This is a genomic window from Rheinheimera marina (assembly GCF_042654345.1).
In the GTDB taxonomy this organism is placed as follows: Bacteria; Pseudomonadota; Gammaproteobacteria; order Enterobacterales; family Alteromonadaceae; genus Pararheinheimera; species Pararheinheimera marina.
Window position 1 is genome coordinate 111,990 of the sequence record NZ_JBHSGB010000010.1, and the last position, 12,358, is coordinate 124,347.

A 12,358-nucleotide genomic window follows, 5' to 3' on the forward strand; every position below is an offset into this window, starting at 1 on the left:
GGTACAGGGTGCAGAATGTGAAACGGCTTAAAGGGATAAGCCAACAGCAGTTTTTTCAGGAAATCGTACCGGCACGACGGCCTGTCATACTGTCGGACCTGGTAGCGGACTGGCCTGTGACCCAAGCGGCGAAGCAAAGCCCTGCTGCGTTGCACCGCTATCTCGCGCCTTTTGACAAAGGCTTGGAAGTGGACACCTTATTGCTGGACCCGACCACAAAAGGTGAAGTGTTTTACAACACGGAAATGACCGGCTTTAACTTTGAGCGCCGCAAATATCCTGTGGCGGTGGTGTTACAGCAACTGCTGAAAATTGCCGGTCAACCGGATGCTATTCATATAGCGCTGCAAAGTGCCGAACTAAAACGCTGCCTGCCGGGTTTAATGGAACAGAATCCAAATCCTTATTTGTCGCCAGATATTGGCGGGCGCATTTGGCTTGGCAATAGAATCACGGTACCCACCCATTTGGACCACGCTGATAATCTGGCTTGTGTGGTTGCCGGACGACGGGTCTTTACTTTGTATCCGCCGGAGCAAGTGGAAAACCTCTATATAGGCCCGGTTGATTTTGCGCCCACGGGCGCGCCAATCAGCATGGTACGGAAAACCGATAGCGCAGACGGGCGTTACCCTAAATTTCAGCAAGCTGCTGCAGCCAGTTGGCGCGCCGAGTTAGAGCCTGGCGATGTATTGTTTTTGCCCGCCTTGTGGTGGCACCAGGTGGAGTCTCTGGATGATGTGAATTTGCTGCTGAATTACTGGTGGGGTGGCAGCATAGGCTCAGATGCGATTGAACAATCACCTTATGATGCCATGTTGCACAGCATGATGGCGTTAAACGGTTTACCGGACGATCTTCGTAGTGCATGGGCCTCTTTATTCGACTACTTTGTGCTTCGAAAAGGTGCAGATCAGTTTTCGCACATACCGGCAACGGTGAATGCGATGCAAAGAGACCTTACATCAAAACGTCAAAAAGAGCTGTTAAGCTGGCTGGTCGGTCAGTTACAAAAACATCTGGAAAAGAACTAAACATCGACAGTTTCCATTGCTACTGTGCTGATTGCAGTTCAGGGGCAAATAGTGGTAGTGTCGGTGTCACAGGTCCGGGCCGAACATGATAAAAATGGCCCCATTATTAAAAGTTGTACAGAGGTTAGTTATGTCGTTGCAAATCGCTCCATTAAACAAAGAAAAACACGCCAATACCAAAATCGATGTGGAGCAAGCCTTTCTTCATATTAAAGAAGAACATTTAGTGCCGGTGTCAGCGCATGAGTTTGTTCGTGTGGGTGCTGAGCTGCCAGTGGTTTTCCTGAAAAACGAAAAAGCTGGTGCTTTTGAAGCTATTGCGATGCTGTCACTGCAGCAGGGTTCCAATATGATGGTGAATGACGGCAAGTGGTTGGGTTTGTACGTACCACGCGCGTTCCGCAATTTCCCGCTGGCACTGATGGCCAACCCAAATGACCCGGCAGATAAAGACAATCTGTACATCTGCGTGGCTGAAGGCAGCCCTATGGTCAACACAGAAAAAGGTTACGCGCTGTTTAATGAAGACGGCAGCCAGTCTGAGTTTTTACAAAAGCGCTCAGAAGCGATGGCTGACTTCTTACGTCAGATGGAGCAAACCAAAGAGTTCAACCGCACTCTGGCTGAACTGGACCTGCTGAGCCCACAGAGCCTGACTATCGAACTGGATGGCAACAAGCGTGAGCTGACTGGTTTCTACGTCATTGACGAAGCCAAACTGAACGAGCTGGATGCTGACAAATTTGCCCTGCTGCGCAGCAAAGGCATGTTACCGCCAATCTATGCCCACCTGATGTCTCTGCAACAAGTGCAGCGTTTGGGTGAGCGTCAGCGTCAACTGAACGCGACTGCAGCTGCTTAATCGCCTGCATTAAAAGCCTTGATAAAAACCCGGCACAAGCCGGGTTTTTTTATGCCCTCAGGTCCGTGTTATTCGTTATTTGTCCGGGTTGAATTCTATGCCTGTTGACCTGCAAAGGTGACCCGGATGCGACGGACTAGATTGCTTAAAAATAAAACAAAATAGTGCTTGAACTGGTGAGTTAACCGCGTCATAGTACTCATGACAGCGTTGTCATATGTATTTTAAGCAGTCCAATGCGGCAATCTGTTGTTGTAAACATGCAGCTTCAATGTGCTGGCATTGGAACTGTTTAATAGGTCGTTTCTCTGTGGTGTGGTAGTTGCGCTGCAGAGGTGTGATGACAAGGATGTGTTTTTTTGTTTGCCAATCTCGCCCAATCTGCAAGGTAGGGTTGATCAGGCGGTGCAAGCCGCTTTGATTTTCGACTGGACTTTGTTCCCGGGTATTTGCAGGATAACGCTTTGCGCTTATCCTGCTTTTTTATTTACCCTCGATTCTGCTTCCTCATCAAGCCTATGGAGAACTCTGTTGAAACCATTGATCAATTTGCCTATTCCTGGCCTGGTGCGTTGGGGCATTTTGGGCTGCGGCAATGTGACTGAACTGAAAAGCGGCCCGGCTTTTGCGAAAGTCGAGGGGTCGGCTTTAGTGGCGGTAATGCGCCGCGACGCAGCCAAAGCCGCGGACTATGCCCGCCGGCACCAGGTGCCGGTCTGGTACAGCGATGCGGATGCGTTGATTGCCGACCCGCAGGTTGATGCTGTTTATATCGCGACGCCACCAGCCAGCCACAAAGAGCTGGCGCTGAAAGTAGCGGCTGCGGGCAAAATTTGTTGTGTTGAAAAGCCCATGGCGCTGAATGCCGCCGAGTGCGCCGGGATGGTGCAGGCCTTTGAACAACAAGGTTTACCGCTTTATGTGGCTTATTACCGCCGTTGCCTGCCACGTTTTCTGCAACTAAAAAGCTGGCTGGAACAAGGCCGGATTGGCAAGGTCCGGCAGGTGCACTGGAATTTCAGCCGTATTGCCTCTGAGCTGGATTTAAGCGGGCAGGCCCACTGGCGGGTCGACCCGGCGCAGGCCGGTGGGGGTTATTTTGTCGACCTGGCCAGCCATGGTCTGGATTTGCTGATGCACCTGCTCGGCGACATCGTCGAGGTAAAAGGTTTTACCGCGCGCCAAGCAGCCTTGTACCCCGCCGAAGATGCCGTCACCGCCATCTGGCGTTTTCAGTCAGGTGTGCTTGGTAGTGGCTACTGGAACTTTGTGTCGGCACAGCGGCAAGACAGCTTAAGCCTGATTGGCAGTTTGGGCCGGATTGACTGCGCCGTGTTTGATGATGAACCGCTGCGGCTGCAGACTGCTGACGGCATCGAAGAGCTGCGCATTGCACATCCGCAGCATATTCAGCAGCCACATATTGCCACTATGGTGCAGGACATTCTGCAGGGCAGTGGCCATCCTTCGACCGGCACAACAGCGCTGCGCGCCAACTGGGTGATGGATCAGATCCTGGCGCAGGCATAAAGCACTCTGCCGGTAAGCCGCACTAAAAAGGCCGGTAGAGAACCTAATGCCAGTCAGATAAGCAGTTTTTATGCAAAAACTGCTTATCTATTCACGAGTTGGTTCAGCTGCAGCGGAAAAGGCAAAGCCCACGCAGACACGCCGTGAATACGTTCCCTGTAGGCTCGGCTTTGGCATCCCTGCCAAAGACGGTCTGCTTAGTTCTTTACCTTTCCTCGCTTTGGATAGATTCAGCTCGTTTATTGTTTTAGTTCAGGTGAATTCTGATACGGTGGGGTAAAAAACAATGCCAGTCAGCTTAACTGACTGGCATTAGGTACAGTACCGGCCTTGTTTAAACGCTGTGGTACAACCTCAACTCAGTCGAGTTGAGTCACCCGGCTTTGGCGGCCTTGCGCTGAGGTGCGCAGCTGCACAGGGCCAGCCGGCACACTGACGGCTTCCTGATACGGCTGCCAGCTTTGGCCATTGTCTGTACTGTATTCAATGGTTAAGCCGTCCCAGGCACTGTTGGCCAGCAGCAGGCCATTTTGCCGCACGGCGCCAGGAGGCGGCAGGTAGAGTGCCACACCAGCGGCGTGTAACCTTGGTAACTCCTGTTGCACCAAGGCCAGGCTGAAACGCTGATAATCGGCGTTGCGAGCTGCGGTATCAGGCTCATCCGACTCCCATTCCGCTTGGTACCAGGCCCGCTCAGCCAAAGCCAGCAAGCGTGGGTACAGCAACTGCTCCAGCTGCTCAGCGGTGCGAATGGTTTCGCTCCAAATCTGGCCCTGAATGCCCAGAATATTGTCAGGTTGTTCCAGTTTTGGCAGCTCGCGGCCAAGCAAGGCTTCTAAATCGTAAATGGGTTGGCCTTCGCGGGTTTTATCGGCATTGGCATACAGATGGTCCGGCATATAACCGAATACTTTGGCCAGGTCGGTAAAACGGGCGGCCCAATAATAACCGCGCTCATCCGGGTGGGCTTCGTACGGGTGGTCGAAATACAGGTGGGTGCCATGCGACAGCACCACCTGATAACCCGCGTTGGCCAGCCGGTAGGCACGATCCGCCACACCCCATTCCCAGATATTGTCCCAGACATTGGCGATTACCGCCGGGTTGGCAAACTGCGCCCGGTTAAAGGGGGTTTTGGCGTCATACATCAGGCCATCTTCCCAGCCACCCAGTGCCAGTTGGCGGTTGGCCGCCAGCATGGCCACTTTGCTGACAAAGTAGGGTTTTAAATCTGCCACACCAGACACACCGTTGTCGGCTTCGGCAATTAACGCAGCGCAGGCAGGCGAGGCAGTCCAGGAGCCAGCGCCAACCTCATCACCGCCCATATGGAAGGTGTTCAGCCTTACACCGGCCTGGCGGTACATCTGCTGCAGTTCATACAGCACTTTGTCGGCAAAGGCATAGGCCGAAGGCAGGCAAACATTCACCGAATTGTCGTTGTAGTTCTGCACTGTCAGGTACACCGACTGGTCCGCCGGGTCTGACAACAAAAATTGTTTTGCCTGTTCCAATTGGCCTTTGGCTTTCAGTTTGGTGTAGCGGGCCTGCATGGCTTTCACCGCCGCGCGGGCATGGCCAGGCATGTCAATTTCAGGGATCACTTCAATATGACGCTCGGCGGCATACTTTAAGATCTCAATAAAATCTGCGGTGCTGTAATAGCCATTGCCTGAACCGGATTTGTCCGGCCCTGTTCCCAGCTGGGTCAGCAGGCACTGCTGTTCGGTCAGGTCAAAGCAACGGCTTCCGCCAATATCGGTCAACTCAGGCAAACCCGGAATTTCCAGACGCCAGCCTTCATCTTCGGTCAGATGCAGGTGCAGTTTATTCAGTTTGTAGCGGGCCATTTGTTCAATCAGCCGCAAGGTCACTGCTTTGCCGTGGAAGTTGCGCGCCATGTCGTAATGCATACCGCGCCAGCGGTAACGCGGCCAGTCACTGATTTTGGTCTGCGGCAGCTGAATGCTGTCGCCCTGTTTTTCCAGCAAGGCCAACAAGGTTTGCACGGCATAAAAACCACCGGCATTGTCGGTTCCGGCAAGCAGAATTTGGTTCGGCTGTGCTGTTAAGCGGTAGCTCTCAGCCTGTGGCAGATCCTCAGAGGTGACCAGCTGGATCTGACGTGGACCAGGCTGGCTGGTTAATGGCAAATCCAGGCCAAACTGTGCTTTGAGCTGTTGTTGTAAGTAGACGGCTTCTTGTTTTAAGCGACCCTGATGGAACAGCTGCCAGCCAGCACCCAAGGTGATCGATTCGTCGTCGTCTTCACGTTGTTGTGGTGTCGGGATCACCGACCAGCGGGCGTTTTGCTTTTTGCTGCTTTGCTGGTGCTGGTTTTGTGCAAAGCGCGACTCTGCGGTTGCCACCGGGTATAAATCCTGACTGGGCTGATCAAAGCGCAGCAACTGCTCAGGACGGGTGGAGGCTTCGACGAAAGCGCTGAAGTCTTCGGTATTGGTATTGGCAAATATTGCCGGTTTCAGTTTGCCGCTGCTAATAAAGGCCCGTGGCATCCAGTCGCTGTAGCTGACAATCCAGGGCGCCGAACTGAATTCCAGGCGTATGCTTTGCCCGGCGGCTAAACCGGCAAAGTCTTTGCTGGCTTTAATCTGATGCAAGTCTCCCTGAATATGGCTGATCTCTAAGCCTGCACTCAGGGTGGTATTAATTTTACGGATCGAATGAAAATAAATCCGCCAGGGGGCTTCGCCTTTTGGCAAGGCTTGTTTGGAGTCATTGTGCAGCGCTATTTCGCCGCTGAATGCATTTTGGTTAGCGCCAAAATTCGATTTTACCGCAAACATCAAACGGGTTTTTGCAGCAAACTGGTAGAGTTGCTGCTGGTTCTGAAAGGCCAACACTGGCTGGCTGCAGATACACAGCAGTAATAACAGGTAACGCATTGCTCTCTCCCTCAACTGTTGTTCAGTCAGCCCGGTACGGCTTACTGGATTTCCCTGCCTGCGCAGACAGAGGACAAAGAACGCAGACCACTCGCCATGACACTGCTATCTTCAGTGGCTGGAGTGTATAATTATTTGATTCAATTTAATAATTTTTAAATAAGCCGGGGCTTTGTAAAAATTAAAGTTCGATTTTTAAACAAGGGTCTTGTTATTTGTCAAAATTATTATATGCTGAACTGGAAAAATGACAACGCTGTCAATTCAGCTTTTTGCTGAAATAACAAACAGCAGCGTTCAGTGGCTGGCAAAGGGCTGCTGAATGGGAATGACGATGCAACGAGGTTGATGGGATGACGACAGCAGTAGGCTATGAAGGCCCATTGTTTTTGGGGATTGATGGCGGTGGCAGTAAATGTCGCGTCATTCTGACCACAGCAGACAATCAGGTGGTAGGAGAGGGCTTGTCTGGCCCCGCCAACCCGTTACGTGGCATGAAAGTCGCCACTGACTCTATTTTATCGGCCACCCATCAGGCATTGACCTGTGCCGGCCTGGCACACAGAGACATTGATCAGCTGGTCGTTGGTGCCGGCCTTGCCGGCGTCAATATGCCGGAATATTTTCGTATTTTCTCAGACTGGCAACACCCGTTTAAGGCCATGTACCTGACCAGCGACTTGCATGTGGCCTGTATTGGGGCGCATCAGGGCGGTGATGGCGCAGTGATTATTGCCGGAACTGGTTCCTGTGGTCTGGCTGATGTCAAAGGCGAAATTATTGAAGTCGGCGGCCATGGCTTTCCTTATGGTGACAATGGTAGTGGTGCCTGGATGGGATTGCAACTGGTGCATCATGTATTGCTGGCGAAAGATTTATTGGGCCCAGCCACCTTATTGACCGATTTATTGTGCGAAGAGCTGAAGCTGACTGAAACGCTGGCGTTGGTCGATTTCTTTATGCATGCCACCCCAACCACTTACGCGAAGTATGCTCCTTTGGTGTTTGCTGCCGCAGAACAGGGCGACCTGATAGCTGCAGAGATTATCCGCCAGGCAGCGGCGCATATTGATGCCATTGCGCTGCGACTGCTGAGCCTGAACCCACCACGGCTGTCGCTGATTGGCGGTCTGGCGCAAAAATTAGTGCCATATCTGGCCACCGAGGTACAAAGCCGGGTTACTCCGGCATTGCAGGCACCTGAGTTTGGTGCCATCTGGTTTGCCCGCCAGCGGCATCCGGCCTGAATTTAACCGTAGTGAAAGAGAACTTTGTATGACCAGTACCATTATGGCGCAGGAAGCGGCCGAAGCTCCTCAACGTATTCAGCAACAACTTCAGGCCAACGCCGGCGCTATTCAGGCTGTGGTGGATCTGATCCGGCAGCGCCAACCCCGTTATGTGTATATGGTCGGCCGTGGTTCGTCTGACCACGCCGGTGTGTTTGCCAAGTACCTGATTGAGATTGAAATTGGCTTGCCGGTCACGGCGGCAGCACCGTCCATTGCCAGTGTGTATGGCAAGCAGCTCGACCTGACCGGCGCTCTGGTGCTGGTGATCTCCCAGTCGGGCCGCAGCCCGGATATTCTGGCGCAGGTGGCCATGGCTAAAGCCGCTGGCGCTCCGGTGATTGCGTTGGTCAATGACACCAGCTCACCATTGGCAGAGCAGGCCGATCAGGTATTGCCACTGAATGTCGGCGCTGAAAAAGCGGTGGCGGCCACCAAGAGCTATCTGGCCACTTTAAGTGCTTTATTGCAGCTGGTGGCGGCCTGGTCGGGTCGCAAAGAGTTGCAAGATGCTGTGGTTGCCTTGCCAGAACTGATGGAGCAGGCTAAAGCGCTGCCTGCTCAGCTGACCGCCTCTGCGCTGGACGGCGTCAAACACTGTGTGGTGTTGGGCCGTGGTCCGGGCTACGCCGTCAGCCGTGAAATTGCACTCAAGTTAAAAGAAGTGTGTGGTATTCATGCCGAAGCTTTCTCCAGTGCCGAGTTTTTACATGGCCCTGTGACCCTGGTGAAAGATCAGTTCGCCATTATCGATGTCAGCATTGCCGACGAGGCCAATGCCGCTCATCAGGCGCAAATTGCCGAAGTGCGTAGCCGTGGTGCCCGCATTTTGCATCTGCACCATGCTGAATTAAGTGCCAACCCACGTATTCTGCCGTTGTTATTACTGCAGCGTTTTTATCTGGACGTCGAAGCCGTGGCCCGCGCCCGCGGTGTGAACCCGGATGCCCCGCCAGGGCTGAATAAAGTGACCAAAACAGTTTAGGAGCAGCCTCATGCAGCAGCTTGCAGTGGCCCGTCTGTTTGACGGTGAAAAGTGGCTGAACAACCAATGCCTGAGCTGGCAGGACGGCCGTATAGTCCGGGTTGAACCGGCAGCAGGCGAGGTGCTGCCGCTGACTCTGGCACCAGGTTTTATTGATGTGCAGGTGAATGGCGGCGGTGGTGCTTTGTTTAACACCGACACCAGCCTGACGGCGCTGCGTACTATGGTCAAAGCGCATGCTCAGTTTGGCAGTACCCTGCTGTTGCCGACCGTGATCACCGATTCGGTCGGCACCATGCAAGCTGCCGCGGATGTCATTGCACAGGCACTGGCCGCTAAAGAACCCGGTATCGCAGGTGTGCATTTCGAAGGCCCGCATTTATCGGTGCCTAAACGCGGCGTGCATCCAACCGCGCATATCCGTCAGTTGTCTGACGCTGAGATGGCCATTTACCGGCGCACCGATTTAGGCATCAAAGTCGTCACAGTGGCACCGGAAAACGTGACTCCGGCGCAAATTCGTCAGCTGGTGGACGCTGGCGTGATTGTCTGTCTGGGCCACAGCAATACAGACGCGGAGACGGTGCTGGCGGCGCTGGACGCCGGAGCGAGCGGTTTTACCCATTTATACAATGCCATGTCGCCATTGACCTCGCGTGAGCCTGGGGTGGTGGGCGCAGCACTGGCTGATCCTCATAGCTGGTGTGGCCTGATTTTAGATGGTCATCATATTCACCCACTGGCGGTGAAAGTGGCGTTGGCAGCCAAACCTAAAGGCAAACTGCTGATTGTGACTGACGCCATGTCGCCGGTCGGTACCAGCCAGACCGAGTTTGATTTTTTTGAAGGCAAGGTGATCCGTCAGGGCAATAAGCTAACCAACCTCGAAGGTAACCTGGCCGGTTCAGTGCTGGATATGGCCGACGCCGTGCGTTATGCCGTGCAGGTGCTGGGGCTGGAACAGGGCGAAGCACTGCGCATGGCGTCGTTGTACCCGGCTGAGTTTTTAGGTATTGCCGCTGAACGTGGCCGGCTGCAACCTGGTTATATTGCCGATCTGGTGTTGCTGAACGAGCAGGGAGCGGTAGCTGCCTGCTATCTCGCTGGCCAGCAACTGAGTTAATTTTCGACCCAAGCCAGCGGTCAGCCACCTGCGCTGCTGGCTGCAGGCATCCAATAAGAACGACAAACAACAGGAAGGAAACATGGAAATGACAGTTGACGCCTCTAAGGCGCGCAGCAGTGTGGTGCCGATGGCGATAGTCGCATTGCTGTTCTTTGTGCTGGGTTTTGCCACCTGGCTGAATGGCTCGCTGATGCCTTATTTAAAACAGATGTTGCAACTGTCGCCATTTCAGGCGTCGTTGGTGCTGTTTTCCTTTTATATCGCCGTCACTTTTACGGCCTTGCCATCGGCTTGGGTGATCCGCAAAGTCGGTTACAAAAACGGCATGGCGTTGGGTATGGCCATTATGATGCTGGCTGGCCTGCTGTATATTCCTGCCGCGCAAACCCAGACCTTTGGCTTGTTTTTGCTGGCTCAGCTGGTGATTGGCACAGGTCAGACCTTGCTGCAAACAGCGGTTAATCCTTACGTGGTAAAAATTGGCCCGGAACACACTGCAGCTGTGCGTATCAGCATTATGGGGATTCTGAATAAAACCGCCGGTGTGGTAGCGCCATTGGTCTTTACCGCCTTGATTGTCAGTGGTTTCTCGGCCCCGGCCGACACGGTGTTAACTCCAGAGCAAATTAATGACATGGCCTCTGGTTTAGTTGGTCCGTACCTGGGGCTGGCTACCTTTTTGGCCTTACTGGCGCTGGCGGTGAAGTATTCGCCATTACCTGAGTTACCAAAAGAGCAAGACGGTACCCGTGGTATGGCGCAGTTAAAGGCGGCTTTGGCCAAACCGTCGCTGGTGCTGGGTGTGCTGTCGTTATTTGTCTATGTCGCGGTGGAAGTGATTGCCGGTGACACTATTGGTTTGTTTGCTTTGTCACTGGGAGTAGAGCGCTACACCGTGATGACGTCTTACACCATGGTCTGTATGGTGCTGGGGTATGTGCTGGGTATTGTGCTGATCCCCCAGGTGTTGTCGCAGCAAAAAGCGCTGGCGATCTCTGCCGTATTGGGCTTGGTGTTAACGCTAATAGTGGCCTTTGGCGACAGCAGCTCCTACGCTATTTCCAATGCACTGCTGGTGCCTTTTGGTGGTACTGCCTTGCCAGATACCTTGCTGTTTATTGCGGTACTGGGCCTGGCCAACGCCATTGTCTGGCCTGCGGTCTGGCCTTTGGCGCTGTCGGGTTTAGGCGCTCTGACCAGCATTGGTTCGGCGCTGCTGATTATGGGCATCGCTGGTGGTGCTTTTGGCCCGCTGTTCTGGGGTTTACTGAGCGGCACCGGCCTGGGCCAACAAGGCGCTTACCTGGCGATGCTGCCTTGTTATCTGCTTATTCTGTTTTATGCCGTCAAAGGCCATAAGCTGCAACGCTGGAACTGACAGCTACACGCACTCCGGCTGAGGTAAACTCTTGGCCGGAGTTTGTTTTTTAGTGGCCTGCCGAATTTTGTTGAGGTGATATGGCTTCTTCCCGCTTTTACGCTCTGGACGCTTTGCGTGGCTTAGCCATTGCACTGATGATCCTGGTCAATACCCCTGGTTCCTGGTCCCATGTCTACAGCCCGTTATTGCATGCGGCCTGGGACGGTTTTACCTTTGCCGATCTGGTGTTTCCCACCTTTTTATTTGTGGTCGGCGCCTCGATGTATTTTTCATTAAGCAAACTGCAGCCCGGTCCTGCGGCCGTCTGGCGGATCAGCGAACGGGCGCTGAAGCTGATTGCGCTGGGTATTCTGCTGAATTACCTGCCTTTTACTGAACCACTGGCCGAGCTGCGCTTGCCTGGTGTGTTGCAGCGTATTGGTCTGGCTTATTGGGCGGCGGCCTTACTGGTGGTCTACCTGCCCAAGCGTGCCTTGTGGTTGACGGCTGTTGGCTTAGTGCTGGGGTACTGGGCGCTGTTAGTGCTGGGTGCAGACCAGCCATACAGCCTGGAGCACAATCTGGTGCGCCAGCTGGATTTAGCGCTGTTTGGCGCGGCGCATATCTACCATGGTTTCGGTATGCCCTTTGACCCTGAAGGCTTATTAAGCACTTTGCCTTGTGTGACTGCAGTCATACTGGGGTATGCCACTGTGCTGTGGCTGAAGAGCCAGTCGCAGCAGGCGGCGGTAAAAGGCTTGAGTCTGGCTGGGCTTGGGCTGATTCTGCTTGCGCTGGCTTGGCATTGGCTGTGGCCTATCAATAAAGCTTTATGGTCCGGCTCTTATCTGGCGCTCAGCACTGGGCTTATTCTGTGGTTGCTGGCGGCATTGATTTGGCTGGTGGATATCAAAGGCCACCATCAACTGGCGTCGCCTTTAACTGTCTATGGCACCAACCCGCTGTTTATCTATGTGTTGTCCTGGGTCTGGGCCGTGCTGTTTGGCCTGGTCACAATGCAGCAGAGCACAGACGGAGCGGTCAGTGCTTACCAGTGGACCTTCCTGAAATTGGCCAGCCTGATGCCGGAAAAACTGGCCTCGCTGGTGTTCGCACTGGGCCATGTAGCCAGCTTCTGGGCGCTGTCGTTATGGCTCTATAAACGCAATATCATTATCAAGCTGTGATGAGCTTTGGGGTCAGGTCTTGTATTTTGCGTTCCAATGCAAAATACAAGACCTGACCCCTTTTGACACCTGACCCCTT

At 53.6% G+C, this 12,358-nt stretch carries 10 protein-coding genes; 9 read left to right on the plus strand and 1 reads right to left on the minus strand.

Going from position 1 to position 12,358, the window contains the following annotated elements; translation table 11 throughout:
• Positions 1–8: 8 nt before the first annotated feature.
• The 4 genes from ACFO3I_RS10135 (at position 9) to ACFO3I_RS10150 (ending at position 3,706) form a co-directional block, all read left to right on the plus strand.
• Positions 9–1,034, plus strand: coding sequence for a cupin-like domain-containing protein (locus ACFO3I_RS10135; RefSeq protein ID WP_377333871.1), 1,026 nt, complete (start codon positions 9–11; stop codon positions 1,032–1,034).
• Positions 1,035–1,164: 130 nt separating this feature from the next.
• On the plus strand, positions 1,165–1,896 hold the full coding sequence (locus tag ACFO3I_RS10140; RefSeq protein WP_377333872.1) for a SapC family protein: 732 nt from the start codon (positions 1,165–1,167) through the stop codon (positions 1,894–1,896).
• A 531-nt stretch (positions 1,897–2,427) separates the two neighbouring features.
• Complete coding sequence (locus tag ACFO3I_RS10145) at positions 2,428–3,426, plus strand: Gfo/Idh/MocA family protein (RefSeq protein ID WP_377333873.1); 999 nt, start codon at positions 2,428–2,430, stop codon at positions 3,424–3,426.
• A 70-nt stretch (positions 3,427–3,496) separates the two neighbouring features.
• A complete protein-coding gene (locus tag ACFO3I_RS10150; RefSeq protein ID WP_377333874.1) occupies positions 3,497–3,706 on the plus strand; it encodes a hypothetical protein in 210 nt (69 codons plus the stop codon).
• A 79-nt stretch (positions 3,707–3,785) separates the two neighbouring features.
• Here the strand turns inward: ACFO3I_RS10150 and ACFO3I_RS10155 are convergent, their stop codons facing one another.
• Positions 3,786–6,332, minus strand: a complete 2,547-nt coding sequence (locus ACFO3I_RS10155; protein WP_377333875.1) for a family 20 glycosylhydrolase — start codon at positions 6,330–6,332, stop codon at positions 3,786–3,788.
• Positions 6,333–6,685: 353 nt separating this feature from the next.
• Here ACFO3I_RS10155 and nagK point away from each other — a divergent pair, with 353 nt between their 5' ends.
• From nagK to ACFO3I_RS10180, 5 genes are all read left to right on the plus strand, one after another.
• A complete protein-coding gene (nagK, locus tag ACFO3I_RS10160) occupies positions 6,686–7,579 on the plus strand; it encodes an N-acetylglucosamine kinase (RefSeq protein ID WP_377333876.1) in 894 nt (297 codons plus the stop codon).
• Positions 7,580–7,607: 28 nt separating this feature from the next.
• A complete protein-coding gene (nagB-II, locus tag ACFO3I_RS10165) occupies positions 7,608–8,606 on the plus strand; it encodes a glucosamine-6-phosphate deaminase NagB-II (RefSeq protein ID WP_377333877.1) in 999 nt (332 codons plus the stop codon).
• 10 nt (positions 8,607–8,616) lie between these two features.
• Positions 8,617–9,729, plus strand: coding sequence for an N-acetylglucosamine-6-phosphate deacetylase (gene nagA / locus ACFO3I_RS10170; protein WP_377333878.1), 1,113 nt, complete (start codon positions 8,617–8,619; stop codon positions 9,727–9,729).
• Between the two features lie 82 nt (positions 9,730–9,811).
• On the plus strand, positions 9,812–11,110 hold the full coding sequence (gene nagP, locus ACFO3I_RS10175) for an N-acetylglucosamine MFS transporter NagP (RefSeq protein WP_377333879.1): 1,299 nt from the start codon (positions 9,812–9,814) through the stop codon (positions 11,108–11,110).
• A gap of 80 nt (positions 11,111–11,190) precedes the next feature.
• Positions 11,191–12,279, plus strand: a complete 1,089-nt coding sequence (locus ACFO3I_RS10180) for an acyltransferase family protein (protein WP_377333880.1) — start codon at positions 11,191–11,193, stop codon at positions 12,277–12,279.
• Positions 12,280–12,358: the final 79 nt, after the last annotated feature.